Source organism: Nonomuraea sp. NPDC050310 (assembly GCF_040655795.1).
Taxonomy (GTDB): Bacteria; Actinomycetota; Actinomycetes; order Streptosporangiales; family Streptosporangiaceae; genus Nonomuraea.
In genome coordinates this window covers 32,282-58,514 of sequence record NZ_JBFAKP010000032.1, presented here as the reverse complement: position 1 = coordinate 58,514, position 26,233 = coordinate 32,282, and the positions used below count along the sequence as shown (strand labels likewise).

25 protein-coding genes are annotated in these 26,233 nt (G+C 71.5%); 19 read left to right on the top strand and 6 right to left on the bottom strand.

The window, feature by feature from the left end; genetic code table 11:
- Window positions 1–4 precede the first annotated feature (4 nt).
- Window positions 5–553: a TetR-like C-terminal domain-containing protein gene (locus AB0I67_RS40055; protein ID WP_357935474.1), complete on the top strand. Its 549-nt coding sequence runs from the start codon at window positions 5–7 to the stop codon at window positions 551–553.
- Window positions 554–557: 4 nt separating this feature from the next.
- On the opposite strand, the gene AB0I67_RS40050 is transcribed toward AB0I67_RS40055, so the two are convergent.
- Window positions 558–1,877, bottom strand: a complete 1,320-nt coding sequence (locus tag AB0I67_RS40050; RefSeq protein ID WP_357935472.1) for an APC family permease — start codon at window positions 1,875–1,877, stop codon at window positions 558–560.
- A gap of 143 nt (window positions 1,878–2,020) precedes the next feature.
- Between AB0I67_RS40050 and AB0I67_RS40045 the strand changes: the two genes are divergently transcribed.
- A complete protein-coding gene (locus AB0I67_RS40045; RefSeq protein ID WP_357935469.1) occupies window positions 2,021–2,404 on the top strand; it encodes a hypothetical protein in 384 nt (127 codons plus the stop codon).
- Window positions 2,405–2,642: 238 nt separating this feature from the next.
- Window positions 2,643–4,097 carry a DUF2079 domain-containing protein gene (locus tag AB0I67_RS40040; RefSeq protein ID WP_357935466.1) on the top strand — a complete coding sequence of 485 codons (1,455 nt, stop codon included), beginning with the start codon at window positions 2,643–2,645 and terminating at the stop codon, window positions 4,095–4,097.
- A 78-nt stretch (window positions 4,098–4,175) separates the two neighbouring features.
- Here the strand turns inward: AB0I67_RS40040 and AB0I67_RS40035 are convergent, their stop codons facing one another.
- The gene (locus AB0I67_RS40035) at window positions 4,176–5,267 is read right to left on the bottom strand and encodes a glycosyltransferase family 4 protein (RefSeq protein WP_357935464.1); all 1,092 of its coding nucleotides are present in this window, start codon (window positions 5,265–5,267) and stop codon (window positions 4,176–4,178) included.
- Between the two features lie 24 nt (window positions 5,268–5,291).
- Here AB0I67_RS40035 and AB0I67_RS40030 point away from each other — a divergent pair, with 24 nt between their 5' ends.
- From AB0I67_RS40030 to AB0I67_RS40015, 4 genes are all read left to right on the top strand, one after another.
- Window positions 5,292–6,104: a PIG-L family deacetylase gene (locus tag AB0I67_RS40030; RefSeq protein ID WP_357935462.1), complete on the top strand. Its 813-nt coding sequence runs from the start codon at window positions 5,292–5,294 to the stop codon at window positions 6,102–6,104.
- Between the two features lie 39 nt (window positions 6,105–6,143).
- The gene (locus AB0I67_RS40025; RefSeq protein ID WP_357935459.1) at window positions 6,144–6,869 is read left to right on the top strand and encodes a TetR/AcrR family transcriptional regulator C-terminal domain-containing protein; all 726 of its coding nucleotides are present in this window, start codon (window positions 6,144–6,146) and stop codon (window positions 6,867–6,869) included.
- Window positions 6,870–6,942: 73 nt separating this feature from the next.
- A complete protein-coding gene (locus AB0I67_RS40020; RefSeq protein ID WP_357935457.1) occupies window positions 6,943–7,989 on the top strand; it encodes a lysylphosphatidylglycerol synthase domain-containing protein in 1,047 nt (348 codons plus the stop codon).
- A gap of 66 nt (window positions 7,990–8,055) precedes the next feature.
- Window positions 8,056–11,409 (top strand): BTAD domain-containing putative transcriptional regulator, encoded by a 3,354-nt coding sequence (locus AB0I67_RS40015; protein ID WP_357935454.1) that lies wholly within the window; start codon window positions 8,056–8,058, stop codon window positions 11,407–11,409.
- Between the two features lie 10 nt (window positions 11,410–11,419).
- Here AB0I67_RS40015 and AB0I67_RS40010 read toward each other — a convergent pair whose 3' ends face one another.
- Window positions 11,420–11,914: a hypothetical protein gene (locus AB0I67_RS40010; RefSeq protein ID WP_357935451.1), complete on the bottom strand. Its 495-nt coding sequence runs from the start codon at window positions 11,912–11,914 to the stop codon at window positions 11,420–11,422.
- A gap of 149 nt (window positions 11,915–12,063) precedes the next feature.
- Here AB0I67_RS40010 and AB0I67_RS40005 point away from each other — a divergent pair, with 149 nt between their 5' ends.
- Entirely contained in the window at window positions 12,064–12,588 is a 525-nt protein-coding gene (locus tag AB0I67_RS40005; RefSeq protein WP_357935448.1) for a VTT domain-containing protein, read from the top strand.
- Between the two features lie 6 nt (window positions 12,589–12,594).
- On the opposite strand, the gene AB0I67_RS40000 is transcribed toward AB0I67_RS40005, so the two are convergent.
- Window positions 12,595–12,798: a DUF1508 domain-containing protein gene (locus AB0I67_RS40000; protein ID WP_357935445.1), complete on the bottom strand. Its 204-nt coding sequence runs from the start codon at window positions 12,796–12,798 to the stop codon at window positions 12,595–12,597.
- 106 nt (window positions 12,799–12,904) lie between these two features.
- Here AB0I67_RS40000 and AB0I67_RS39995 point away from each other — a divergent pair, with 106 nt between their 5' ends.
- Both AB0I67_RS39995 and AB0I67_RS39990 read left to right on the top strand, forming a co-directional pair.
- Entirely contained in the window at window positions 12,905–13,756 is an 852-nt protein-coding gene (locus AB0I67_RS39995) for a serine hydrolase (RefSeq protein ID WP_357935504.1), read from the top strand.
- Between the two features lie 103 nt (window positions 13,757–13,859).
- Window positions 13,860–14,156, top strand: a complete 297-nt coding sequence (locus tag AB0I67_RS39990; RefSeq protein ID WP_357935442.1) for a hypothetical protein — start codon at window positions 13,860–13,862, stop codon at window positions 14,154–14,156.
- 59 nt (window positions 14,157–14,215) lie between these two features.
- Here the strand turns inward: AB0I67_RS39990 and AB0I67_RS39985 are convergent, their stop codons facing one another.
- Together AB0I67_RS39985 and AB0I67_RS39980 are read right to left on the bottom strand one after the other, a co-directional pair.
- Window positions 14,216–15,055: an RNA methyltransferase gene (locus AB0I67_RS39985; protein ID WP_357935439.1), complete on the bottom strand. Its 840-nt coding sequence runs from the start codon at window positions 15,053–15,055 to the stop codon at window positions 14,216–14,218.
- Window positions 15,003–15,773, bottom strand: coding sequence for a DUF4184 family protein (locus AB0I67_RS39980; RefSeq protein WP_357935436.1), 771 nt, complete (start codon window positions 15,771–15,773; stop codon window positions 15,003–15,005). The genes AB0I67_RS39985 and AB0I67_RS39980 overlap by 53 nt, the downstream gene beginning before the upstream one ends.
- A 69-nt stretch (window positions 15,774–15,842) precedes the next feature.
- Between AB0I67_RS39980 and AB0I67_RS39975 the strand changes: the two genes are divergently transcribed.
- From AB0I67_RS39975 to AB0I67_RS39935, 9 genes are all read left to right on the top strand, one after another.
- Window positions 15,843–16,463: a cation transporter gene (locus AB0I67_RS39975; protein WP_357935435.1), complete on the top strand. Its 621-nt coding sequence runs from the start codon at window positions 15,843–15,845 to the stop codon at window positions 16,461–16,463.
- A gap of 262 nt (window positions 16,464–16,725) precedes the next feature.
- Window positions 16,726–18,411 (top strand): substrate-binding domain-containing protein, encoded by a 1,686-nt coding sequence (locus AB0I67_RS39970; RefSeq protein ID WP_357935433.1) that lies wholly within the window; start codon window positions 16,726–16,728, stop codon window positions 18,409–18,411.
- Window positions 18,412–18,628: 217 nt separating this feature from the next.
- Window positions 18,629–20,203 carry an RNA polymerase sigma factor gene (locus tag AB0I67_RS39965; RefSeq protein WP_357935431.1) on the top strand — a complete coding sequence of 525 codons (1,575 nt, stop codon included), beginning with the start codon at window positions 18,629–18,631 and terminating at the stop codon, window positions 20,201–20,203.
- A 538-nt stretch (window positions 20,204–20,741) separates the two neighbouring features.
- Window positions 20,742–21,086 carry a hypothetical protein gene (locus AB0I67_RS39960; protein WP_357935429.1) on the top strand — a complete coding sequence of 115 codons (345 nt, stop codon included), beginning with the start codon at window positions 20,742–20,744 and terminating at the stop codon, window positions 21,084–21,086.
- Window positions 21,086–22,204: a GNAT family N-acetyltransferase gene (locus AB0I67_RS39955; protein ID WP_357935426.1), complete on the top strand. Its 1,119-nt coding sequence runs from the start codon at window positions 21,086–21,088 to the stop codon at window positions 22,202–22,204. Before AB0I67_RS39960 ends, AB0I67_RS39955 begins: the two co-directional genes overlap by 1 nt.
- A 66-nt stretch (window positions 22,205–22,270) precedes the next feature.
- Window positions 22,271–23,158: a glycosyltransferase family 2 protein gene (locus AB0I67_RS39950; protein WP_357935423.1), complete on the top strand. Its 888-nt coding sequence runs from the start codon at window positions 22,271–22,273 to the stop codon at window positions 23,156–23,158.
- Between the two features lie 33 nt (window positions 23,159–23,191).
- A complete protein-coding gene (locus AB0I67_RS39945) occupies window positions 23,192–24,124 on the top strand; it encodes a glycosyltransferase family 2 protein (protein ID WP_357935420.1) in 933 nt (310 codons plus the stop codon).
- Window positions 24,121–24,915: a polysaccharide deacetylase family protein gene (locus AB0I67_RS39940; protein WP_357935417.1), complete on the top strand. Its 795-nt coding sequence runs from the start codon at window positions 24,121–24,123 to the stop codon at window positions 24,913–24,915. The genes AB0I67_RS39945 and AB0I67_RS39940 overlap by 4 nt, the downstream gene beginning before the upstream one ends.
- Window positions 24,908–26,224 carry a hypothetical protein gene (locus AB0I67_RS39935; protein WP_357935415.1) on the top strand — a complete coding sequence of 439 codons (1,317 nt, stop codon included), beginning with the start codon at window positions 24,908–24,910 and terminating at the stop codon, window positions 26,222–26,224. Before AB0I67_RS39940 ends, AB0I67_RS39935 begins: the two co-directional genes overlap by 8 nt.
- The last annotated feature ends 9 nt before the right edge of the window (window positions 26,225–26,233 follow it).

Genomic DNA, 26,233 nt, shown 5'->3' with positions numbered 1-26,233 from the left:
CATCGTGCCCCGTCCTCCGGACCCCACCGTCGACCTCCGCATCCGGGAGGCGACCACGTCCTTGCTGCTCACCAAGGGCTTCGACTTCACGATGGACGAGGTCGCCGCCGCAGCGGGGGTCGGGCGGGCCAGCGTCTTCCGCCGCCACGCCAGCAAGCGCGAGCTCCTGCTCGACACGCTGGCCACCTTCATCGACGCCGGCGTCGCCATCCCCGACACCGGCTCGCTCCGCGGCGACCTTCAGGTCGTCGTCACCGAGACGATCGGCTTCTGGACGCACATGCGGCTGATCGCCAAGCAGACCTTCGCCGAGGCGGGGCGCGACCCCGGCCTCGGCGAGATCATCAGGACCGCGATGCGCAAGCGCATCGACCGCTCGTGGGCCATCTTCGACCGCGCCGTCGCCCGGGGCGAACTGCGCGCCGACCGCGACCCGCGGCTGCTCGCCGACCTGCTCAGCGGCCTGGTCACCTATCGCGGGCTGCTGGACCTCGACTTCCCGCCCGCCGAGGAGATCGTCGAGGTGCTCCTGCACGGCTACGCGCCCCGCTGAGGCATCAGTCCGTGATCCGGGTCGGGTCGATCTTGGTGACCTTGCCGACGAAGAACCAGTTGATCAGCCACAACACCACCCCGACGCCGACCAGGATGGCCGCCCGCAGGTAGACGTCGGCCGAGCGGCCGGTGATCGGCAGGGCCAGGAACAGGCAGACCACCACGCCCAGCACCGGAGCCCAGGTCGGCGCCCGGTAGTGCTCCTGCTCGACCCGCTCCCGGCGCAGCACCAGCACGCAGACGTTGACCAGCGCGAACACGCACAGCAGGAGCAGCACCGTGGTGTCGGCCAGCGGGGCGATGTCGTCGGTCGTCGAGACCAGCACCGCCGCGATGCCGATGGTGAACAGGATCGCGATCCACGGCGTGGAGCGGGTGGGATGCACCGCGCCGAAGACCGGCGGGATGATCTTCTGGCGGGCCATGCCGTACACCAGCCTGGAGGCCATCAACATGTTGATCAGGGCGGTGTTGCCGACGGCGAGCAGCGCGATGGCGGCGAAGATCTTGGGCGGGAAGGCCAGGCCCGCCACCTTGACCACCTCCAGCAGCGGGCCGGTGGAACTGACCAGCGTCTTGGTGTCGACCAGCATCGTGGCGGTGAAGGCGACCGCCATGTAGATCAGCGCGGCGACGATCAGGCCGCCGAACAGCGCCCGGGGGTAGTCGCGCTGCGGGTCCTTGGCCTCCTCGGCGAGGTTGACCGAGTCCTCGAAACCGAGCAGCGCGTAGAAGGCCAGCGCGGTGCCGCCCAGCACGCCCATGAAGGCGCCGGTGGCCGGGTTGAACTCGATCGCGCGGGCCGGCTCGCCGTCGCCGGTGATCAGCGCCCAGATCCCGATGGCGACGATGACCAGCAGGCCGAACGCCTCGATGACGGTCAGCACCACGTTGACCTTGACCGACTCGGAGATGCCGAGGAAGTTCACCAGGGTCACCAGGCCGAGGAAGATGAACGCGCCGACCAGCACCGGCAGCGTCACGAACTCGGCGAGGTAGCGGCCGCCGAAGGCACGGGCGGCGGCCGAGGCGGAGGTGATCCCGCTCATCATGACGGTGAACGCCACGATAAAGGTAAGAAATGGGATGTTGAACGCTTTATTCGTATAAAGCGCAGCACCCGCGGCGTGGGGGTATTTACCGACCAGTTCGGCGTAGGAGGTCGCGGTGAGCGCGGCCAGCACGAAAGCCACCAGGAAGGGCAGCCACAACATGCCGCCCACATGCCCGGCCACCTTGCCCACCAGCGCGTAGATACCGGCTCCGAGGATGTCGCCGACCACGAAGAGGAGCAGCACCCTCCGGCCGATGACCCGCTTCAATGACGGCTGCTGTGTCTGCTCATGTACCATGCCCCGCTTGTACCCATCAGGGTCATGGCCAATGTTGGTGAGGTGAAAGCGGGCATCAAGTGATGCTCCATACTGTCCATTCGACACAAATCACTACCAAGGACTCACTCCCTATGAGAACCAAGATCGGCTTCGGCTTCGCCACCCTGGCCCTCATCGGCGCCACCGCCGCCTGTGGCGCCGTCGGCCAGGCCGTCGACTGCAACGCGGTGGGCAACGAGGTCACCCAGATCATGACCACGTACTCCAACTCCCTCACCGGCGCGATGAGCAAGCCGGAGGAGATCGCCGCCACCATGGAGAAGAGCGGCCAGGAGGCCGCCGGCAAGCTCAAGGCGCTCGCCGCCAAGCACGACGGCGACCTCGCGGCGGCCGTCAACGACCTGGCCGGCGCGATGGAGTCGATGAAGGTCGACGCCGCCAACCCGACCGCCATGACCGACGGCATGACCAAGATGCAGAGCTTCCAGACGAAGATCGTGAGCGCCTGCTCTTAATGAGCCTGCGGCCGTCGTACCGCCTGCGGGGGGCAGTGCGGTGCGGCGGCCGTGCACTTCGGGGGAAGACCCGGGCACGGAAGCCCTGCCTGACAGGGGGCTGTACGGCGGGGCAGCCGTGCTCGCGGGGGAACCAGGCGCGGTGGCCGCGTCCTTCGGGGGATGAAGGACGCGGCCACCACGCCTCGCCCCGGTCGAAACGCCGGGTGAAGGCCAGGCCCGTATACCCTTGCTGCCCGTGGCAGTGGACACGATGGTGACAGCGCCCAGGACCGCCCCCTCCACCCGGCACCGTTACTGGGTCGCGGCGATCGGCCTGCTGGCCGCCTCCGCCTACGCCCTGCTCGGCCTGGTCCGGCTGGCCACCTACCGGGCGACCACCTTCGACCTGGTGATCGTCGACCAGGCGGTCCGCAACTACGCCAAGTTCCTGCCCGGCTACATCCCCTCGATCGGCGCCTGGCACGGCCGCGGGCTCGACTACCCGCAGATCGCCGACCACTTCTCCCCGATCTACGCGCTGCTGGCGCCCTTCTACTGGGTGCACGACGGCCCCGCCTCGCTGATCGTCGCGCAGGCGCTGCTGTTCGCGGCCGCGATCCCGTTCGTCTGGCTGTTCACCCGCCGCGTGCTCGGGACGACGCCCGCCTACCTCGTCTCGATCGCCTACGCGCTGGCCTGGCCCATCGCCCAGGCGGCCAACTTCGACGTGCACGAAGTGATGTTCGTGCCGCTGCTGACCGCCGTCGCGATCGAGCGCTACACCGCGGGGAGACACCTGCCCGCCTACCTGGCGCTGTTCGGCCTGCTCCTGGTCAAGGAGGACATGGGGCTGATGGTGGCCGGTTTCGGCGCCTTCGCCTTCGTCACCGGGGACCGGCTGCGCGGCGGCTGCATCGCGGCGGCGGGGCTGGTCGCGGCGGTGCTGACGCGCGGTTTCATCATGCCCGCGGTCGGGGGTGACCTCGGCGACTTCTGGGCCTACGGGCACTTCGGGCCGGATCCGGCCAGCGCGCTGATCAGCATGATCACCGATCCGGTGACCACGCTGCTGACCCCGCTCGACTCCGCGGTGAAGGTCGACACGCTGGCCTTCCTGTTCTGGCCGGCGTTGCTGCTCTCCCTGTTGTCGCCGCTGACCCTGATGGCTCTGCCGCACCTGGCCGTGCGGTTCCTGTCGAGCTGGTCGCAGTGGTGGATGACCGACTACCAGTACAACGCCTTCACCGTGGTCATCCTGCTGCTGGCCGGGGTGGACGGGCTGGCGCGGCTGCTGCGCTGGACCCGGCGTTCCGACGACCGGGCGCTCAAGCTCGCCTGGTCGGCCGCCGTGCTGGCGGTCGCGGTGACGCTCGTGCCGCGCTTCGCGTTCGATCAGCTCATCACGCCCGAGTTCTACCGGGGTGACCCGGTCAAGACGGCCGCGGCGGCCGAGGCGGCGGCCAAGGTGCCGGACGGGGCCTTGGTGGAGACGGTCAACTACCTCGGGCCTGCGCTCACCGACCGGACGACCGTCATCCTGTGGCGGCCCCGGGCCAACTATCCGGCGCCGTGGGTCGTGGCGGACACGCAGCGGTGGGAGTTCCCGTTCGGGTCGCTGGAGGAGCAGGGCGAGACCGTGGACAACCTGCTCGCCAACGGCTACCAGCAGGTCTTCGAGCGCGACGGCATCGTCGTCCTCCACAAACCCTGACCCGCGCGGCGGCCCCGCCGTACCGCACGACCACCGAGCGGCGCGGCGGCCCCGCCGTACCGCGGGAGCCTTGGGACCTCAGCCCTCTATCGCCTGGTGGTAGCAGCGGTCGAAGCCGGCCAGCACGACCGGCCACGAGCCGGCCGCCGGATCGACCGCGCGGTTGTGCGCGGCGATGGTCCGGCGCAGCTCCGGGTCGCGGGCCAGCCGTACGACACCGTCCACGAGCTCGTCGAACGTGCGCCCGAGCAGCCCCTCCTCGCCGTGCCGGACGAAGTCGGCCACCCCGCTCTGCGAGCGCGCGACGACCGGCAGCCCGGCCGCCCGGGCCTCCAGCGCGGCGATGCCGAACGACTCGCGGGGCGCGGGGGCGACGAAGATGTCCGCCTCGGCCAGCACCTTGGCGATCTGCTCGCGGCTGTAGCGGCCGGGCAGCTCGACCCAGCCGCTCATGCCGTGCTTGGCGAGGTAGCGGGCCATCTGGCCGCGGGCCGGGCCGTCCCCGATGACGGTGGCGCGCAGCCGTACCGACGCAGGAACTCGTGCCCGCGCCTCGCGCAGCAGCCGCAGCAGCCGGACCGGCTGCTTGCGCGGCGCGAGCCGCCCGACGGCGACGATGTGCACGTCAGGGCCCTCGTGCGGGTCGAGCGTGCGCCAGCCGGACAGGTCGAGCCCGTTGGAGACGACGTGCACCGGCACCCCGCGCCCGGCGACCGAGCGGATCGGCGCGGCGGCGGCGGCGCTGACCGTGGTGGCCACCAGCCCCCAGCGGTGCCACTCGAAGCCCAGCCGCAGCGCCCGGTAGAGGGCGCGGGTGACCGGGTCCCACATGCTGTGCACGGTCACCACGGCCGGCAATCCGGCCCGTACGGCGGCGCGGACCCCCATCCAGGCGAACGGCGAGACGGCCCCGGTGTGCACGTGCACCACGTCGGGCCGCCGAGCGGTCATGAGCCGGGTGAGATGCCCCACACCGAACGGATGGACCGGCAGGTCGAACGGCATCCGCGCGACGATCCGCCGCACCCCGGGCAGCGCCTCGCCGCGGGTCGCGGTGGCCACCTCGACCTCGTGCCCGGCCTCGCGCTGCATCCTGACGAGATCGGCCACCTGCACCTCGATGCCGCCGAGCCTGGGCAGGTAACAGTCGCTCACGTGAAGGATCCGCACCCGTCCCACACTAATCTGGGGCTTGTGCCTCCACGTACCGCCGTGTTCTTCCATGCTCATCCCGACGACGAGGCCCTGTTGACCGCGGGCACCATGGCCCGGCTGGCCGCCGAAGGCCACCGCGTGGTCCTGGTGGTCGCCACCGCGGGCGAGCGCGGCCTGGCCGATCTCGCGCCAGGCGAGGAGTTGGGCAAGCAGCGCCTGGCGGAGTTGTACGAGTCGGCCGCGGTGCTCGGCTGCGCGCGCGTCGAGTGTCTCGGTTACGGCGACTCCGGGCTGAGCCCGTCGGGCGGCCTGGCCGAGGACCGGCCGGACAACGCCTTCATCGACGCCGACTCCGAGGCGGCCGCGGCCAGGCTCGCCGCCATCCTGGAGGAGGAGAAGGCCGATCTCGTGGCCATCTACGACCCGGCGGGCGGGTACGGCCATCCCGACCACGTGCAGGTGCACCGGGTGGGTCGGCGGGCCGCCGAGCTCGCCGGGACGCCGATCGTGCTGGAGGCGACGGTCAACCGCGATCCCCTGGTCAAGGCGCTGCGCCTGGCCGGCAAGGTCTACCGCTTCCCGCCCGAGTTCGACCCGCGCACTTTCGAGAGCGCCTACACCGCGGGCGAGGCGATCACCCACCGGGTGAACGTGCGCCGCTACACCCGGCAGAAACGCGCCTCGATGGCCGCGCACGCCTCGCAGGCCTCCGGCGGCGAGAGCGACCGCACGCTCGCGGTGATGCTCAAGATCCCGGGCCCGCTCTACCGGCTGGTCTTCGGCACCGAGTGGTTCGTCCGGCGCGACGTGCCGCCCGGCACCCGGCTCAGCCACCCCTTCGACGAGGTTTAGCCGTACGCACCTGCGTACGCTGTACCCTAGGCTGGGCTCATGGCCACCGACAAGCAGCCCGTCCCGTCCCTCTCGGTCTGGACCCGCCCGCGCGGCAAGCGTGAGCAGCCCGCGCTCAGCCAGGACCGCATCGTCGCCGAAGCGATCAAGCTGCTCGACGAGGCCGGCATCGACGCGCTCAGCATGCGCAGCCTCGGCACCCGGCTCGGCGCCGGCGCCACCTCGCTGTACCGGCACGTCACCAACAAGGACGAGCTCATCGAGCTGGTCGTGGACGAGATCTACGGCGAGATGCGCGTCCCGGCCCCCGGCGAGCTCGGCTGGCGCGAGGCGCTGGCCGAGTCGGCGCGCAGCCTGCGGGCGGTCATCCTGCGCCACCCCTGGGTCGCCTCGGTCCTGGGCCAGGTCGGCCTGGTGCAGCTCGGCCCCAACCTGATGCGCCAGTCCAAGGCCATGCTCGACGTCCTGCGGGGCGCGGGTTTCCCGGAGACCGAGTACCACCAGGCGGTCAGCACCCTCACGGCCTACGTGATCGGCATCGCGACCAGCGAGGCGGCCTACCTGTCGCTGCTGGCCCGCTCCGGCATGAGCGAGGAGGCGCTGGCCCGCGCGATCCACTCGGCCGCCGCCCAGGCCTCGCTGGAGGCCCAGGAGCTGCACGGAAGCATCCGCGAGGGGCTCGACGACCCGCGGCGGCTCCGCGAGGAGCAGTTCACCTACGGCCTGGAGCGCCTGCTCGACGGCCTGGAGTCCCGCCTGGCCTGACCGGCTGCCCTGACCGGGCGAAGTCCGGCGGCGCGCACCGGATCGGTGGCCGGAGGGGGCAGACTAGTGCGCGATGAAGAAGCCCTGGGCCAGAGTCGCCCTCTCCGTGCTGTCGCTCGCCCTGGCGGTGACGCTGGTGCTGTTCCTGCCGCAGATCGTGGGGACGCTCACCGGCAAGACCGTGTCGTGGGCGGAGATCGGCCACGAGTTCGCCGGGCTGGGCCCGGCGACGATCGGGCTCATGGCGGCGACGTGGCTGGCGAGCCTGCTGGCCTACACCTTCGTGCTGACCAACTCGCTGCCCGGACTGACGCACACCCAGGCGCTGACGCTCAACGCGGCCGGCTCGGCGGTGAGCAACGTGCTGCCCTTCGGCGGGGCCGCGGGCGTGGCGCTGACCTTCGCGATGACCAGGGGCTGGGGCTTCGCCAACCGGCCGATCGTGGTGATGACGCTGGTCAGCGGGATCTGGAACACCTTGTTCCGGTTCATCCTGCCCGCCGTCGGAATCATCGCGCTGCTGATGGCCGGCAAGGTGCCCGACCAGCGGGTGGCCAACGCCGGCTGGGTGGGCGCGCTGTCCATCCTGGCGATCGTGGCCGTGCTGGCCGTCGCGCTCTACTGGGACCGCGCGGCCCGGGTCGTCGGCCGGTTCCTGGACAAGGTGACCCCGAAGCGGCTGCACGCCGGCGAGGCCTTCCACAACCTGCGGCGCGACACCGCCGGCATCGTGAAGACCCGCTCGCTCGGCCTCTCGATCGGCATGGTCGCGTTCCTCGGGCTGCAGTGGGTGATCATGGTCGAGTGCATGCACGCGACCGGCTCCTACCCGGGCCTGGCGCAGTCGATCGCGGTCTTCGCGCTGTCCAGGGTGCTCACCAGCGCGGTCATCACGCCCAGCGGGGCCGGGATCATGGAGGCCGGGACCGCCGCCTTCCTGGTCTCCTTCGGCGTCGCGGACGCCTCCGCGGCGGCGACCGCGCTGCTGTTCGGCTTCTGGACCTACACTATCGAGATCCCATTCGGTGGGCTGGCGCTGGGCGCCTGGGCATTCCTGCGCAGGCGTGACGGACGCGGCAGCCGTACCGAAGCCAGTGAAGCGGTGAAGGCCGAATCGTGAACGCGAACCCGAACAGAACAAAGACCTTGTGCGTGATTCGGAAGCGCGCATAGCGTGGCGGGCGACATGGTGGCTTTCCGGGTTCTGGGGCCGGTCGAGGCGTACGACAGCGAGAGTGGCGACGAGCTCGACCTAGGCGGGTTGCGGCAACGGGCCGTCCTCGCCCGCTTGCTCGTGGCCAGAGGTCAGGTCGTCCCGGTCGACACCCTGCTGTACGACCTGTGGGCGGACGACACCGCCAAGGGCGCGCAGTCGGGCCTGCAGGTGTACATCTCGCGGCTGCGCCGCGTCCTGGAGCCGGGCCGGCCGCGTGGCGGGCCCAACCGGCTGCTGGTGACGGTCGCCAGCGGGTACGCGTTGCGCAACGCCCTCGACCAGGTCGACGCGCTGCGGTTCGAGCAGCTCGTGCGCGCCGCGGGCGAGCACCTCGACGGCGACGACCCGCAGTCGGCCCGTGCCCGGCTGGGCAAGGCGCTGGGCCTGTGGCGCGGCACCCCCTACTCCGACTTCGCCGACCAGCCCTGGGCCGAGGCCGAGGTCAACCGGCTCACCGAGCTGCGCCTGGTGGCCCGCGAGCGGCACGCCGACACCGGGCTGCGCCTGGGCATGCACGCCGAGACCGTGCCCGACCTGGAGGCGATGACCACCGAGCACCCGCTGCGCGAGGAGGGCTGGCGCCTGCTGGGGCTGGGCCTCTACCGCTGCGGCCGGCAGGGCGACGCGCTGGCGGCGCTGCGCCGCGCGCGCACGATCCTGGCCGACGAGCTCGGCATCGACCCCGGGCCCGCGCTGCGCAAGCTGGAGTCCGACATCCTGGCGCAGTCGCCGGAGCTCGACCTGGTGATGCCGCAGCGCGTGCCGGTCCGCCCGCAGGTCTCCGACACCTGGCCGCCCCGGCCCACCGCGCCGGTCGAGCCGCCGCCGCTGGAGCCCGAGCCCTTCGTCGGCCGCGACGCCGAGCTGACCCGGCTGACCACCGCCGCCGCCCGCACCGGGCGCTTCCAGGTGGCGATCGTCTCCGGCGACGCGGGCGCGGGCAAGACCACGCTGCTGCGCCAGCTCGAGAGCAAGCTGACCGGCGACGGCTGGCGGGTCGCCTCCGGGGCCTGCCCCGACTCCAGCGCGACCCCGCCCGGCTGGGCGTGGGTACAGATCCTGCGCAACCTGATCGAGGTCACCGGCCCCGGCGAGTACGGCCCGCTGCTGGCCCCGCTGCTCGACGACGCCGACCCCGACCCGGAGGACGACGAGGTCTCCGGCGGCTTCCGGCTGCACCGCGCGGTCGGCGGCTACCTGGCCGGCGTCGCCAAGAACGTCCCGGTGCTGCTGATCCTGGAGGATCTCCACTGGGCCGACGACCAGACGCTCGCCCTGCTGCGCGCGCTGCCCAGCCTGCTGGCCACCAGCCGCGTCTTCCTCGTGGTGACCTGCCGCGACAGCGAGCTCGACGACCGCCAGGCCGACGTGCTGGCGGCGCTGGCCCGGCTCGGGCCGGTCCGGGTGGGGCTGAGCGGGCTCGACCCGAAGGCCGCCGCCGAACTGGTCCGGGCGACCTGCCTGCGCGAGATCGACAGCCAGGCGATCGAGTCGATCGTGGAGCGCACCGGCGGCAACCCGTTCTTCGTCCGCGAGACCGTGCGGCTGCTCGACTCCGAGCCGGCCGACCCGGCCGAGGTGCTCTCGCAGGTGCCCTCCGGCGTGCGTGACGTGCTGCGCCGGCGCATCTCGCGGCTGCCGCAGGACGCCCAGCAGATCCTGCTCCAGGCCGCGGTGATCGGCCGCGACGTGGACGTCGACATCCTGGTCGGCATCTCCGGCGGCAACGAGGACGCGGTGGTCGACGCGGTCGAGGCGGCGCTGCTGGCCGGGCTGGTCACCGAGCCGGGGCCGGGGCTGCTGCGCTTCGACCACGACCTGGTGCGCGACACCATGTACTCCGACGCCTCGCGGCTGCGCCGTACCAGGCTGCACATGATGGTGGCGCGCGAGATCGAGCAGCGAAACCCCGGCGACGTGGCGGCGCTGGCCCACCACTACTTCGCCGCCGACGCCACCGAGAAGGCGGTGCACTACGCCAAGCTCGCCGCCGAGCAGGCCGAGCGGCGCTTCGCGCACCGCGAGGCGGCCCAGCTCTGGGAGCAGGCGCTGGCCGCCTTCGACCGCTCCAGCGGCGACACCCGCGAGCGGCTGCTGCTCATGCTGCGCCAGATCCGGGCGCTGGCGCTGTGCGGCGACATGAGCGCGGCGCGGCTGCTGCGCCGGGCGGCGATGGACCTCGCGCTGCCGCTCCAGGACCTGGAGATCACCGCGCGGGTGGCGGCCTCGCTCGCCGTCCCGCACAAGGGCGTGGCCCGCGACTTCACCCGCACCGCGTGGGAGATCGTCGACGTCACCGAGAAGGCGCTCATGGAGCTGCCGGCCGGCGAGCAGACGCTGCGCGCGAGCCTGCTGACCACGCTGGCGCTGGAGCTGGAGGGCTCCTCCTCGCCCGAGCGCGGCCGCCAGGCGTCGCTGGAGGCGCTGGAGCTGGCCCGGGAGAGCGGCGACCCGGCCGTGCTGGCCGCGGCGCTCAGCGGGCGGCTGCGCCAGTCCTACGACATCCCCGCGGTGGACATGCGCGAGAGCATCGGCCGCGAGATGCTGGAGGTGGCGCGCAGCTCCGGGCAGATGGCCGTGCAGGCGCTGGCGCACCTGGTGCTGCTGGAGTGCGCCGCGGCGCGCGGGCAGTTCGCCGAGTCCGACGAGCACGCCGCCGCCGCCGACCGGCTGGCCAAGCAGTACGACCTGCACGCGCCCGCCGCCGTGGTGGCCTGGTACGCCGGGCAGAAGCTGATGATCGCCGGAGACTACGCGGCCGCCGAGCGCGCCTACCGCGAGGCGGCCCAGATGACCGCCCGCGCGGGCATGCTGGAGGGCCGCCAGGACCTGCCGCTGGTCACCACGTTCTGCCTCAACCTGGTCGAGGGCCGGGCCGCCGAGACGGTCGACCTGCTGGCCGAGGCGCACCAGCGCGGCGCGAAGTGGACGCTCGACGCCTACGCGCTGGCGCTGGCCAGCTCCGGGCACCTGAAGGACGCGCGCGCGGTGGCCGCCACCCGACCGCCGGTGCGACCCGACTACCTCTACGAGCTGGCGATGACCTGGCGGGCGCTGGCCGGCATGCTGCTGGAGGACCGCGAGCGGATGGTCGACTGCTACGACAAGCTCGTGCCGTTCGCCGACCGCATCGCCGGCGCGGGCACCGGGGTGGTGGCCCTGTGGCCGGTCGCGCTGACCCTCGGCGACCTGGCGGTACGGCTCGGCCAGCCGGACGAGGCGTTGCGGCACTACGAGAAGGCTCTGGAGGTGGCCGAGCGGGTCGGCGTGACCCGCTGGGTCGAGGCGGCCCAGCGAGCGCTCAGCAGCTCCCCGGGCGCCTAGCGCGGGTGGTTCAGCAGCTCACCTGGAAGCGCTCGCTCCTGACCGTCTCGCCGCCCTCGACGGCCAGCTCGAAGCGGTACCAGCCGGGGTTGTCGGCCACGCGGGTCTCCCACTGGAGCGTCTTGCGGGCGGCGTAGAAGCCGCCGTGCTCGACCAGGTGGGTGCGCCACTGCTTGGCGGTGGCGCTCCAGCGCTGCAGCCGCCAGCCGTACAGGACGGTGTCACTGGGGTCGGGGCTGATCACGACGGTCTCGGCGCGCAGGGCCTTGGCGCAGGCGCCGGCGGACCGGGTGGCGACGGTGATGGTGCCGGGCTCGGCCGTCGCGGCGGTGGTGACCTGGACCGCCTGGGCGACCAGGGCGACCGGCTGCGGCTTGGGGGCCGAGTTGGCGGTGTCGTAGGCCGAGAAGCCCACGTACGCGCCAGTGAAGGCGAGCGCGGCCACGAACAGCTTGGCGGTGTGCGCGGTGCCGGTGGCGAGGACGGTGGCGGTTCTCGAGGTCATGCATAAGGTGTAAACCGCCCCGGTTGCCCGGGGCTTTCCCGGCGCTTGCAAGCGGGTCCGCGAGACTTGCAACCTGGTGTGACACCCTGGACCGGGATCACCTAAGGTAAGGCTGACCTAATGTTCGCTTTGGGCAGGTGATGTACGGAATGCCGAGCTTTGTGGTCATCCCTGATCCTTCGCGGCCGTTCTGGCTCGGCCTGCCGTACTGGCTGGTGGGGGCGATCCTCATCCTGGCCCTCTTCGGTGCGTTCCAGGCGTACTACTGGATCGGGCGCCGGCTCGGCGAGAAGCTCTACGACTCGAAGATCGGCGTCCGGCTCGGCCGCGAACGGATCGGGAAGATCGAGCGGATCGTGGAGAAGTGGGGCGCCCTGGCGGTCTACGGGTGCTTCTGGGTGCCGATGTTGCGGCACACCCTGCCCTGGGTCGCGGGCGCGCTGCGGGTCTCCTACCCCTGGTACGTCGTCGCCAGCGCGCTGGGCTGCCTGACCTGGGCGCCGATGTGGTGGTTCGGGCTGACCGCGCTGGTGTGGGGCTGGCTCAGCCTCGCCGCGACCTCGCCGCTGACCGCCGGGCTCGTGCTGGTCGCCGTGGCCGCCGCCGGAGCGTGGTGGTGGCATCGCCGCCGCGCCAGGAAGCAGGCCCTCGCCACGGTCGACGAGGGCCCCTGACCGGGTTCAGACGGCCGTGAGCGTCTCGCCGGCGCTCTCGTCGACGACGGTCGCCTCCGCCGCGCTCCTGCGCACCGACTCCACGCCGTTGACGCAGGCGGTCTTGCTCGCGTAGCCCTCGCTCACCGCGATGGTCTGGCCGTTGGCGGCCAGCAGCTTGAAGCGGAACTCGCCGCGCTTGTCCTTGGTGATGACGAACTTCCCTGCCATGGTGATCTCCCCCGGTTTACTGGCGATAGCGATCATTTACCCAGGTCATCCGGCGATCTCCCGGAAACGAAGTCAAGTTCCTGCCATGCTGGCGCGCATGCGCATCATGGGGGTGTTGAGCACAGTTGTCCTGGTGATGTCCGGTGTGGCCGCCGCGCCATCGGAGATCACCACCCGCCCGGCCGGGGCCGCGACCCGGACGCCAGGGCCCCAGGCCCCGGCGGTCGCCGCCCGGTCGGCCTACCTGATCGACTCGGCGGGAACGGTCCATTACGCCAAGCGCCCGGCCCGGCGCGCGGCGGTGGCCAGCCTGGTCAAGATCATGACCACCTACGTGGTCCTGCGCGAGACCGCGCGGACCGAGGCCGAACTGACCGACCTGATCACCGTCACCAAGTCCGACGTACGGCACGCCGCCGCCAACGGCGCGACCAGCGCGGCCCTGCGCAAGGGCGAGCGGCTGAGCGTACTCGACCTGCTCCACGGCGTCATGCTGCCCTCCGGGGCGGACGCCTCGCACGCGCTGGCCCGCAGGTACGGCCCCGGGCAGAGCGCCTTCGTCGCCAAGATGAACGCCGCCGCCCGCACGCTCGGCCTGGCCGACACGCGCTACACCAACGCCGACGGCCTGCCGTACAGCGGGTATTCGACCGCGGCCGACCAGGCCAGGCTCACCCAGGCCGCGCTCGGCGACGCGGCCTTCCGCGCCATCGCGGCCAAGCGGGTGCACCGGACCGGCAAGCACACCTGGCGTACCACCAACCGGCTGTTCGCCAGGACGGACGGGGTGATCGGGGTCAAGACCGGCTTCACCAACGCGGCCGGCTTCTGCCTCGCCTTCGCCGCCGACCGGGCCGGCCGCCGCCTGGTCGGCGTGCTGCTGGGCGACCAGGACGAGCGCCGCTTCAGGACGGCCGCCGCGCTGCTCGACTACGCCGAGGACCGCCTCAACGGCTGACCCGGGCCCTTGGCGCGGCAAAGACTGGCAAAACCCGCGAAAACCCGAATCCGGCGTCGAGCCAGCGGGTAATGGACCCCTCGTCACAGATCGGGGAGAGAACATGATCCGCACGCTGCACAAGATGGGCGTCAAGTCGACGCTCATGTACACCGCAGGCTTCGCCTCCATCGGCCTTTCGATCGCCTCCTGGGTGGCGTCGAAGAACGCCGAACCGGCCGGCATCGACCGCGCCGACCGCTGGGGGATCTTCGTCGGCCAGTGGGCGCCCACCTTCTTCGCGCTCGGCGTCGCGCTGCGGATGGAGGAGACCCACGAGGACGGGAGCGCCGCCCACGACGAGAAGCTGTCGACCACCTCGCAGGTCTCGGACAGGACCCGGATGCCGGCCGGCCTCTGAGTCCTCCGCCCGGGTGACCACGTCGAGGCCACCCGGGCCCACCGCCGCTCCCCCGCGACTCAGCCGGGCGGGCCGCTCCGCATCAGGCCGTGGCAGGCGATGGCCGCCGCGGCCACCACGTTGAGCGAGTCGACACCCGCGGCCATCGCCGCCGGGCTCATCCGGATGCACACCCGCTCGTCGGCCGCACGCAGCCACCGCTCGCTCAGCCCGTGCCCCTCCGAGCCGAGCAGCAGCGCCACCCGCTCCCCCAGCGCGACCTCGTCCAGCGGCGTCACCGCCTGGTCGGGCGTGAGCGCCAGCGTCTGGAACCCCTTCAGCGCCGCCAGCCCGTCGAACCAGTCCTCCAGCCGCGCGTACGGCACGGCGAACACCGCTCCCATCGACACCTTGACCGCCCGCCGGTAGAGCGGGTCGGCACACCGCGGCGAGAGCACGACCGCCTCCACCCCGAGCGCCGCCGCACTGCGGAAGATCGCGCCGACGTTGGTGTGGTCGACGATGTCCTCCAGCACCACGATCCGCGACGCGCCCTCGATGATCTCGGCCACCGACGGCAGCGGCAGCCGCTCCAGCGAGGCCAGTGCCCCGCGGTGCACCTGGAAGCCGGCGATGCCGGACATGACGTCGTCGCTCACCACGTAGACGGTGGCCTCGGCGGGCAGGTCGAGGGTGCGCAGCCAGCGTTCGGTGGTCAGAACCGAGCGGATCGGGTGGCCCGCGGCGACGGCCCGCCTGATCACCTTCTCGCCCTCGGCGAGGAACAGGCCGAGTTCGGCCTCCAGGCTCTTGCGCAGTTCGACGTCCCGCAGCCCGGTGTAGTCGAGCAGGCGGGGATCGTCGAGGTCAGTCACGTACTCCAGCACGTCTTGAATACTGCCAGTGCCACACCGCGGCATGGACGGCCAGCACCGCGGCGAGGCCGATGACGGTGCCCGCGCCGGCCTTGGTGACCCAGGCGCGCAGGCCCAGCGCCGGGTCGGGCACCTTGATCAGCGGCCAGACGAGGGCGCCGGCGACGATCCCGGCGGCGCAGGCGGCGAAGACGGTCAGCCGGGTGCGGGCGCCGGCCGCGAGCCGCGCGGGGAGGGTCTCGGGGGCCAGCCGGAGCAGGCCGCGGCGGCTCCACCACAGGATGAGCGCGAGCCCGGCCACCGAGCTGAGGTACTGCAGCAGCCCGTACATCCGGACCGAGCCGTAGACGGGCTCGCCGAGCCACGACCAGCCCCAGATGGACAGGCTGCGCTCGTGCGTGAAGGAGTCCCAGAAGACGTGCGTCAGCCCGCCGACGATCGCCCCGGCCACCACGGGCAGCGGGCGGAAGGACGGCCGGAGCCCGGCGGCGCGGGCGGCGAAGGCGGGCGGCAGGAGCGAGACCAGCGGCTCCCAGAACACCTGCTGGAGCAGCCCGAGCAGGATCACGACCGAGACCACGCCGTAGGTGAGCACGCCGCGCGCGTCGTGCCAGCTGATGTACTCCGGCAGGAACGGGATGAAGAGCGGCAGGTCCGGCACCATGGCTCCGGCCGCGAGCGCCCACGGGTCGAGGACCCGGCGTAACCGCGCCGAGGAGGCGAACGGGAGGACGGCTGCGACGTGGGCGGGAGTGAAGGGCACAGATCAATCTTGGCCGCTTTTCCCCATCCCGGGCGATTGTCACGCTACGCGCCCGCTAGCGTACGTAGAGTGCTTGAACAGCGAGAATCGCATCAGGCGTGGCTCCGCGACGCGCGCCGCGCCCGCACCCTGTCTGTGCTCACCCTCGCCTGGCTCGGCGTGGAGAGCGTGCTCGGCCTGGCCGCCGGGCTGTCGGCGCACTCGGTGGCGCTCATCGGCTGGGGCCTGTCGGCCCTCGTGGAGGCGCTGGCCAGCCTCATCGTCGTCTGGCGCTTCTCCGGCGGGCGGCTGCTCAGCGAGCAGGCCGAGCACCGGGCGCAGCGCGCGGTCGCGGTGAGCTTCTGGCTGCTGGCGCCCTATCTGGTGCTGCACGTCTGGCACGACCTGGAGGCCGGCCACCGGGCGGCGACGTCCGTGCTCGGCATCGCGGTGACCGTGGTCAGCCTCGTCAGCATGCCGGGGCTCGGCCTGGCCAAGCGGCGGCTGGGCCGGCGGCTCGGCTCGCCGGCCACCTCGGGCGAGGGCACCCAGAACCTGATCTGCGCCGCCGCGGCCGCGGGCGTCCTGGCCGGTCAGGCCGCCGGGGCGGCCGGCTGGTGGTGGGTGGACCCGGCGGTCGCCCTGGCGCTGGCGGTGGTGGCCGTGCGCGAGGGGAGGCGGGCGTGGCAGGGCCACGGATGTTGCCACTGACGGCGAGCCGGCGGCGACTGATCGTTATCGTCCCAGCAAAACGGTGGTTTTGCCGCATAAAGCCCAGCGAGTATCGTTCCTCAAAGTTTCGGAGCACGTCGGAGGAGCATCTCCCGCCAGGGTCTCCGGTCCCGGCAGGACAGGCGAAGAGGACACCGTGGGGCGACACCGTACAGACGATCACGACGACGGGTACCGCGGGTACCAACCGGGCCACCAGCCGGCTCCGAGCCGACGGCGCAGCCGGAGCGGGCGGGGACGGGTGCTGGTGCCGCTGGCCGGCGCCGTGGCCCTCGCCGTGCTGCTGGGCGTCGCCGCCTTCGTGATCTTCAACAAGGAGCAGGGCTGCTCCGGCGAGAAGATCGCGCTGCGCGTGGTCGCCGCCCCCGACATCCACCCGGTCGTCGACAAGATCGCCCAGACGTACAACAAGGCCGCCCACGACGTGGACGGCCGGTGCGTGGCGGTCACCGTCGCCAAGGAGAGCCCGGCCAAGACCGCCGCCGCCGTCTCGGCCGGCAAGTTCCCCGGCGAGGTGTGGATCGCCGACTCCAGCCTGTGGCTCGGCCAGCTCCGCACCGGGGACGGCGTCAGCCCGCCCGAGGCCGCCGCCCGCATCGCGAGCTCCCCCATCGTCCTGGCCACCTCCGCCGCCTCCGCCGAGAAGCTCAAGGGCCAGCTCGAACCGAGCTGGGCCGGCATGATCAGCGCGGCCAACGTGGTCAGCCAGGAGGGCCTGGCCGGCAAGATCCGGGTGCTCGCGCTCGACCCCAAGAAGAACTCCGCCGGGCTCGGCGCGCTGCTGGCCGCCTCCGGCGCCGCCGAGGCCGCGGGCACCGACCAGAAGGCGGTCGTCGGCGCGCTGAAGGAGCTCTCCCGCGGCGTCGTCGGCGAGCAGGCGCCGCTGCTGGCCAGCCTGACCGTGCGCTCCGGCAAGAAGATGCCCATCGGCGTCGCCTCCGAGCAGGGCATCTGGGCGCACAACACCAAGAAGCCCGACGCCCCGGTCGTCCCGCTCTACCCCGCCGAGGGCACGCTCAGCCTCGACTACCCGTTCATCCCGATCACGCCGGACGCCACCTCGCGCAAGGCCGCCGAGAGCTTCGCCAAGGAACTCGGCGGCGAGGCGGCCCGCAAGGCGCTGCGCGACAACGGCTTCCGCACCCCCGACGGCAAGGCCGGGGCGGTGCTCGCCGCCGACAAGGGCTTCACCGCCAAGGCGCCGCAGGCCCTGGCCGCGCCCGACCCCAAGACCGTCGGGAGCATGGCCCAGTCGTGGAGCCGGCTCAACCTCGGCACCCGCCTGCTGGCGCTGCTCGACGTCTCCGGCACCATGGCCTACCCCGTGCCCGGCACCAACCCGCCGATGACCCGCATGCAGGTCATCTCCAAGACCGCGCTCGGCGGCCTGGGCATCTACGACGCCAAGGACGAGATCGGCGCCTGGGCCTTCTCCACCCACCTCGACGGCCAGGGCAAGGACTACAAGGAACTGGTCCCGGTCGGCCCGCTCGGCGAGCCGATCAACGGCGTGCTCCGCAAGGACCTGCTCGCCCAGACGGTCAGCGCCGCCCAGGCCACCCCCGGCGACACCGGGCTCAACGACACCCTCAAGGCCGCCTACGGGCAGATGAGCGAGGGGTACCAGGACGACAAGATCAACGTGCTCCTGGTGCTCACCGACGGCGCCGGCAACGACGACCCGCAGGGCGGCGTGAGCGACGAGGAGATCCTGAGCTACCTCAAGGAGACCTACGACCCGGACAAGCCGGTCAACCTCCTGCTGATCGCGTTCGGGCCGGACGCGCCCAAGGGCAAGGCCCGGATGGACGCGCTGGCCGAGGCGACCGGCGGCGAGGCCTTCATCGTGAAGGACCCGCTCGGGGTGCGCGAGGTCTTCCTCAAGGGCATGGCGCGGCGCCTGTGCGCGCCGCAGTGCGACGGCTGACCGGCCCCGCCCACCGCGCCTTGGTCGCCTGCCGTACGGCGGGCAGACCCGCACGCGCTCCGCTCGCGGTACGGCGGGCAGAGCGCACGCGCTCCGCTTGCCGTACGGCGGGCAGAGCCGGGGCGGGCGATGCCCGCTGGTTATGAGCGGCCATCCGGATGGCACGGACCCACGTCCTCCCTGCGTGTAGCGCACGTTTCCGCGGGGAGGAGCTTCCGTGCCCGGATGGCCGACTGTCGATCGCGCCGACGACCACCAGCTCATGGAGGCGCTCCGGCGTGCCGACGGCCAGGCCTCCGCCACCCTGTACGACGCCTATGCCGAGCGCCTGCACGACTACGCCTGCTCGCTGCTGGGCGACCGTGACAGCGCGGCCGACGCGGTGCACGACGCGCTGATCACCGCGCAGGGCTGCGCCGAGCAGCTCAAGGAGGTCGCCAAGCTGCGGGCGTGGCTGTACGCGCTGACCCGCTTCCAGGCGGTGGCCCGGGTCAAGACCCGGCCGGCCGAGCTCACCCCGCCCCCGGTGCTGGACGACCCGGAGGACCCCGAACTGGCCGAACTGGTGCACGAGGCGCTCGGCGAGCTGAGCCGCAACGAGCGCGAGGTGCTGGAGCTGTCGCTGCGGCACGGGCTGACCCCGGCGGAGGTGGGCTCGGTGCTCGGCCTGACCTCCCGGCAGGCCACCGGCCGGCTCACCCGCGCCCGCGACCACATGGAGAACGCCGCCGCGGCCGTGGTCCTGGCCCGCAACGGCCGCGCGCACTGCCCCGACCTGTCGGCGATGCTCGACTCCTGGGAGGGGCCGCTCACCCCGCTGCTGCGCCGGCGGCTGTCCGGGCACATCGCCGGGTGCGAGGTCTGCACCGAGGGCAAGCACCGCCAGGTCGCCGCGGGACGGCTCCTGGAGCTGATGCCGATCGCCTTCCCGCCGATCTCGTTGCGCCGCCGCGTGATCGACACCTCGGCCGGGCCGGAGTACGACCAGACCCGCACGCTGATCACCGAGCGGACCGAGAGCTTCGACAAGACCGGCTTCCCGGTCGCCGCCGAGCCGCGCCGCTCGCGCCGCCGGCCGCGCCGGCTCGCCCCGGTGATCGTCGCCGCCGCCTGCGTGCTGCTCGGCACGGGCGCGGTGGCCTACCTCGGGCAGGACGGCGGGCCGCAGCGGACCGCCATGAGCCTCTCCCCGACCGGGGCCGCCACCGGCGACCCCTCGCTGCCCGCCCCGGACGAGTTCCCGACCGAGGAGGACGAGGCGCCCGCCGAGACCGAGGAGCCCGAGCCCACCCCCGAGCCCGGCACCTCCCGGCCGGTCACCCCGACGCCGCGCCGCCCGCAGGCCGATCCGCCGGCCACGACCCGGCCGGCGGCCGGGCCGCGCACCCGCCGTCCCAACCCGCCCGCCGCGCGCCTCACGGTCGGCTGCCCGGGCGCGATCGACGGTTCCGGTTCGGTACGGCTTAGCGCCCGCAACGGGGCGGTCACCTGGAGCGCCAAGGTCACCGGCGGGCTCAGCCTGGGGCAGAGCGGCGGGCGGCTCGGCATGGGGCAGAGCGCGTCGGTCACCGTGATCGTGGAGGACCCGACCTCGTCCGGCCTCGGCACGGTGACGGTCAGCTCCACCGGGGGCGGGGGGACGTGCTCGATCTCCTGGCGGGGCGACGAGCCTCCGCCCAGCGGGGGGCCCGGCACCGACCGGCCTTCTCCCGGGCCCGGGCCGAGCGAGTCGCCGCAGAGCACGCAGACCGACCCGCCGGCCGAACCCGAGGGCTTCGACACCACCGGCTGACCGCCCCGGCCGGACCGCCGGGAAGGTCGGGGGCGGGGGCTGCCGGGAGTTGCGGGGCCGGGGTTGCCGGGAGGGCCGGGGTTGCCCAGGTTGCGGGGCCAGGGTTGCCCAGGTTGCGGGGCCAGGGTTGCCCGAGGCCGCGGGGCCGGGGTTGCCCGAAGGTTGCGGGGCCGGGGTTGCCGGTGGGTCGGTGGACTCCGGATGACCTGCTGATCTTCAGGTCTCCTCAGCCCCGCTTCAGCAGATCGTCGCTAGATTTCCCCTAAGCATCACATAAATGTGACAAATGACCACAAACCGGACCTTGGGTCGAAGTGTCGGGGTGGGATAGGGCATCCTGGTGTGCTGAGACCGACTCGGGGGCACGGCGGATCACGACTCTGTGGCGAAGGCCACAGAGATTTCTCGCTTTCCACGTAAACCTTCGGCGCTCGCCAAGCGTCGGCATTGACGTGCCCAAGTCCGGATTGGTCCCATGACAATGGATCTACCCCGCCATGACTCAGGAGAAAGCGAGCAGATGCGTAACCATCGGAGAGTGCTGACCTGGATCGTCGCCGCGGCCTGCCTGGCCGGCGCGGCGATCTCACTCGCCGACATACAGACGCCCCTGCGCCCGCTATTGATCTCCATGTTCCTTCTGGTCGTTCCCGGGGCCGCCGTAGTCGGACTGTTGCGCGATCGTGACCCGCTCGCCGCACTATCAGTAGGCGCCGCGGCAAGTCTCGTCCTTAACGTTCTCCTTGCCGAGGCGATGCTTCTCTTCGACGCGTGGTCTCCGCGAGCCGGGGTGCTGACCGTGGCGATCCTCGGCGGGTTCCTGTGGGTCCTGCGCGTGCTTTACCGGGGGAAGAGCTCTTTGACCGAAGAGGGGGCCCAGTAATGGGAGGGGCGAGGACGGCGATCCGGGTCACCCGGCCCGGTCTGCTCGGCGAGAGCGAGGTCGCGCGCTGGCGCGAGCTGCAGAAAGCCGACCCGAGCCTGGACAACCCCTTCCTGTCGGTGGAGTTCGCGCTGGCCATGGACGCGCTGCGCGACTACGTCCGCGTCGCGGTGATCAACGATGGCGAGGCCTTCTTCCCCTACGAGCGGCACGCCTTCGGCATCGGCAAGCCGCTCGGCGGCTTCCTCACCACCTGCCACGGCCTGATCTCCACGCCCGGCTTCAAGCTCGACGCCAAGGCGCTGCTGCGCGCCTGCCGGCTCAACGTGTTCGAGTTCGACCACATGGTCGCCGGCCAGCCGAGCTTCGCGCCGTTCGAGAACGACGTGCGCCCGGCGCCGGTGATGGACTTCACCTCGGGCTTCGACGCCTGGCTGGAGCAGGTGAAGGAGAACTCCCCCAAGAACCTCAAGACCGTCCGCTACAAGGAGCGCAAGTTCGGCCGCGAGCAGGGCGAACTGCGCCTGGAGTGGGACTCCAAGGACCCCGAGGTCCTGCGCACGCTGCTGCAGTGGAAGTCGGACCAGTACCGCCGCACCGGCCGGGTGGACCGCTTCGCGCAGCCGTGGATCGTCGAGCTGACCGAGCGCATGCACGCGCTGGGCACGCCCGACTTCGGCGGCGTCCTCACCATGCTCTACGCGGGTGACGTGCCGGTGGCCGGCCACTTCGGCCTGCGCACCGCCACCACCCTGGTCGGCTGGTTCCCCGCCTACGACACCGAGTACGCCCGCTACTCCCCCGGCATCGTGCACCACATGCAGATGGCCGAGCACGCCGCGCGTGCCGGAATCCAGCAGGTGGACATGGGCAAGGGCGGCAAGGAGTACAAGGACTGGCTCAAGAGCGGGACCCTCTACGTCAGCGAGGGACGGATCTCCCGGCCCTCCGCGACCGCCGCCGTGCACTGGGCGGGACGAACTCCTTTCAACAAAGCACGAACAATCGTCCTCGATCGACCGTCTCTCTATAGAGCAGCCGATCGAGTGCTCAAGGGTTTCGGCCGGGTGCGTACCCATCTGCGACCCGAACCGCAAGAACCCTCGGGGGCGCGCTGAGCGATTCCCCCACTCACCCCGGCACCCAGAGCACCAAGCACACCCTCAGTCCCACAGGCTCCGTCAATGGCCCGCCTCCGGCCCAGGCGACGCCGCGGAACCGGAAGGAACGTCCGCACCATGAGTCCCGAGCACACCAAGATCAATGGCAAGATCCAGGTCGCGCCCCTGCGATCCATGCCGCCCCTTGAGCGTTTCACGCCGATCACGCCGCACCTGGCGATCGCGCCCACGGTCAGCGTGGTCGTCCCGGCGATGAACGAGGCGCAGAACCTCCCGCACGTCTTCGCGACCCTGCCCCAGTGGATCGACGAGATCGTGCTGGTCGACGGCAACTCCGTCGACGACACGGTGGAGGTCGCCCGGCGGCTGCGCCCGAACGTGAAGATCGTAACGCAGACCGGACGCGGCAAGGGCGACGCCCTGGCCGCCGGTTTCAACGCCGCGACCGGCGACATCATCGTGATGATCGACGCCGACGGCTCGACCGACGGGCACGAGATCATCACCTTCGTCGGCGCGCTGGTCACCGGCGCCGACTTCGTGAAGGGCTCGCGCTACGCCTCCGGCGGAAACAGCGACGACCTGACGTTCAGCCGTCGTTTTGGCAACTTGATTCTGACAAAGCTCGTCAACCTCTTCTACGGGACGCAGTACACCGACCTGTGCTATGGCTACAACGCCTTCTGGTCCCGCCACCTGAGCGTTCTCGACCTCGACTGCGACGGTTTCGAAGTCGAGACGTTGATGAACGTCCGCGCCGCCAAGGCCGGGCTCAAGGTGGTCGAGGTGCCGAGCCACGAGCGGTGCCGCATCCACGGCGAGAGCAACCTGCGCGCGATCCGCGACGGGATGCGCGTGCTGCGCACCATCCTGCGGGAGAAGCGCCGCCAGCCGGCCGCACCGCTGCCCGAGCCCGCCACCACCCGAGCCGCCGACCGAGGGGTCGCATAACCCTCCGAGCCGGGTTAGAACGAAGGTTTGTCCGTGCGTACGTCAGTCGTCATCTGCGTCTACACCGAGGAGCGCTGGGAGGACATCAGGCAGGCAGTCGAGTCGATCGGCGAGCAGCGGCGCCAGCCGTACGAGCTGCTGCTGGTCGTCGACCACAACCCCGACCTGCACGTCAAGCTCAAGCGCGCCTACCCGCAGGCCATCGTGGTGGAGAACCGCCACGAGCAGGGCCTGTCGGGCGGCAAGAACACCGGGGCCGAACTCGCCACCGGTGACATCGTCGCCTACCTCGACGACGACGCCGTCGCCGATCCGGGCTGGCTGGAAGCGCTGGAGGAGGGCTTCCAGGACCCGGCGGTCGTCGGCGTCGGCGGCCGGACCGACCCCCTGTGGGCGTCGGGCCGGCGGCCGAAGTGGTTCCCGCACGAGTTCGACTGGACGGTCGGCTGCACCTACCGCGGCATCCCGCCGGTCAAGGCGCCGATCCGCAACGTCATGGGCGGCAACGCCGCCTTCCTCCGCACCGCGGTGCTGGAGGTGGGCGGCTTCCGCACGGGCATCGGGCGCAGCGTCCAGGGGCGCAAGAGCCGGCCGCTGGGCTGCGAGGAGACCGAGTTCTGCATCCGGCTGGCGCAGCGCAAGCCCGGCGCGATCATGATCTACCAGCCCGCCGCGATGATCGGGCACAAGGTCTCGCGGGTGCGTGAGCGCTTCGCCTACTTCCGCTCGCGCTGCTTCGCCGAAGGCCTGTCCAAGGCCACGGTGACGCAGTTCGTGGGCACCGAGGACGGGCTGTCCAGCGAGCGGGCGCACGCGATGAAGACCCTGCCGCTCGGCGTCCTGCGCAACCTCGGCGAGGTGGCCAAGGGCGACGCCGGCGGACTCGGCCGCGCGTTCGCGATCGTGATCGGGCTGGCCTGGACGACGTGGGGCTACGTGCTCGGGAGATGGAGGGTTCGCTCGTGATCCGGGTACCGATCCTGATGTACCACTCGATCTCCGACCGGCCGGCGGCGGAGACCGCTCCGCTGGCCGTACGGACCGGAGACTTCGCCGAGCAGCTCGCCTACCTGAGCGAGTCCGGCTTCACCCCGATGACCGCCTCCGACCTGGTCGCGGCCTTCAACAAGAACCAGATCCCGGCCAAGCCGGTCGTGGTCACCTTCGACGACGGCTACGCCGACTTCCACAGCAACGCGCTGCCCGTCCTGGAGCGGCTCGGCTTCCCGGCCACGGTCTTCCTGACCAGCGGCTGGGTGGCCGACGCCGGCAAGGACGCGGCCGGCCGGCCGCTGGACGAGATGCTGAGCTGGACCCAGGCGCGCGAGTGCGCCCAGACCGGCATCGAGATCGGCGGCCACAGCCACAGCCACCCGCAGCTCGACCAGCTTCCCGACGTCGAGCTCCGGGCGGAGCTGCGCAAGAACAAGGCGCTGCTGGAGGAGAAGATCGGCGCGCCGGTGGCGACCATGGCCTACCCGTACGGCTACAGCAGCGCCCGCGTGCGCCGCGAGGTGTACAAGGCCGGCTACTTCGCCGGATACGCGGTCAACAACGCCATCGCCGCCGACAAGCACGACATGCTGGCCATCCCCCGGCTGACCGTCGCCCGGCACACCACCCTGAGCATGTTCAAGCGAGCCGTGGAGGGCAACGCCGTACCTCTCATCTACCTGCGCGAACGCGTCCTGACCAAGGGCTACGCGGTCGTGCGGCGGACGAGGTACGGCATGCAGCGGGTCATGCGCAATGTCTAACCTGTGGCGGAAGATCGTCCGCGATCTCCGCAACCCGTTGCTCCGCAACGGCTACGCCCTCATGGTCAACACCGGGATCACCGCCGTGCTCGGCATGGGGTACTGGCTGCTGGCCGAGGAGTTCTACACGGCCGAGGAGTTCGGCCGCGGCCAGGCGATGATCACGGTGATGCGGCTGTTCGCCTCGCTCACCGCGCTCGGCCTGGCCGGGGCCCTGGCCAAGTTCATCCCGATCGCGGGCCGCCGCACGCCGGAACTGATCCTGCGCGGGTACAGCCTGGCCGCGGCGACCGGCGGCGCGGCGGCGGTGGGCTTCCTGCTCACCGTGCCGCTGTGGGGCGAGACCTACTCCTGGCTCGGCGGGCTCGGGCCCGACCTGTTCTTCCTGGGCGCGGTGCTGGTCTGGGCGGTCTTCACGCTGCAGGACGTCGTGCTCACCGGGCTACGGCAGGCGGTGTGGGTCCCGGTCAACAGCCTGATCTTCGGGCTGGTCAAGATGGGACTGCTCATCGCGCTGGCCGGGGCGCTGCCGCACGGCGGCATCTTCGTGTCGTGGGTCGTGCCGACCGCGCTGGCGCTGATCCCGATCAACTGGTTCATCTTCGGCTACGTCGTGCCGAAGCACCAGAAGGCCAACCCGATCGAGGGCCGGCCGCCGCGGCTCAAGGAGATCGGCCGCTTCCTGGCCGGCGACTACCCCGGCACGCTCTCGATCCTGGCGATCATCTACCTGGTGCCGACCATCGTCTCCACCCAGGTCGGACCGGCCACCTTCGGGCGCTTCTCCATGGCGCACACGCTGGGGTGCCTGATCGAGCTGCTGGCGATGAACATGGCGGTCTCGCTGACCGTCGAGGGCTCCTTCGACCCGGCCCAGCTCGCGGCAAACTGCCGGCGGGCGTTGCGGCGGGCTTTCATGATCATCGTGCCCATCATCGCGGTCACGCTGGTGGGGGCGCCGTTCATCCTGCTGATCTTCGGGACGGAGTTCGCCGAGGAGGGCACGACCCTGTTGCGGCTGATGGCCGTCGCGGTGGTGCCCCGGGTGTTGATCGAGGTCTACCTGAGCTCGCTGCGGGCCCGGGGAGAGGCTCGGCGGCTGGCGTTCGTGCAGATCGGGCTGGCTGGGCTGATCCTGGTGTCGATCTTCGCGCTCTTTCCGTTCGCGCATGTCAACGCGGTCGGGTGGGGGATCCTGCTCAGCGAGTTGCTCGTTGCGGGACTGATTTATCGGGATCTTCGCAAGACGCTCAATTTTGCCAAAACTGGACAGCGCAGCGTCGTGGAGCGGTCTTCGGAGACCGCATGATTGGTAATC

Coding starts and splice junctions, on each gene's coding strand:
- AB0I67_RS40005 (WP_357935448.1), top strand. CDS start 12,064: ATGCCGAGCTTTGTGGTCATCCCTGATCCTTCGCGGCCGTTCTGGCTC.
- AB0I67_RS40015 (WP_357935454.1), top strand. CDS start 8,056: ATGGTGGCTTTCCGGGTTCTGGGGCCGGTCGAGGCGTACGACAGCGAG.
- AB0I67_RS40045 (WP_357935469.1), top strand. CDS start 2,021: ATGAGAACCAAGATCGGCTTCGGCTTCGCCACCCTGGCCCTCATCGGC.
- AB0I67_RS40025 (WP_357935459.1), top strand. CDS start 6,144: ATGGCCACCGACAAGCAGCCCGTCCCGTCCCTCTCGGTCTGGACCCGC.
- AB0I67_RS40020 (WP_357935457.1), top strand. CDS start 6,943: ATGAAGAAGCCCTGGGCCAGAGTCGCCCTCTCCGTGCTGTCGCTCGCC.
- AB0I67_RS39985 (WP_357935439.1), bottom strand. CDS start 15,055: ATGCCGCGGTGTGGCACTGGCAGTATTCAAGACGTGCTGGAGTACGTG.
- AB0I67_RS39955 (WP_357935426.1), top strand. CDS start 21,086: ATGGGAGGGGCGAGGACGGCGATCCGGGTCACCCGGCCCGGTCTGCTC.
- AB0I67_RS39950 (WP_357935423.1), top strand. CDS start 22,271: ATGGCCCGCCTCCGGCCCAGGCGACGCCGCGGAACCGGAAGGAACGTC.
- AB0I67_RS40010 (WP_357935451.1), bottom strand. CDS start 11,914: ATGACCTCGAGAACCGCCACCGTCCTCGCCACCGGCACCGCGCACACC.
- AB0I67_RS39935 (WP_357935415.1), top strand. CDS start 24,908: ATGTCTAACCTGTGGCGGAAGATCGTCCGCGATCTCCGCAACCCGTTG.
- AB0I67_RS40000 (WP_357935445.1), bottom strand. CDS start 12,798: ATGGCAGGGAAGTTCGTCATCACCAAGGACAAGCGCGGCGAGTTCCGC.
- AB0I67_RS39995 (WP_357935504.1), top strand. CDS start 12,905: ATGGGGGTGTTGAGCACAGTTGTCCTGGTGATGTCCGGTGTGGCCGCC.
- AB0I67_RS39990 (WP_357935442.1), top strand. CDS start 13,860: ATGATCCGCACGCTGCACAAGATGGGCGTCAAGTCGACGCTCATGTAC.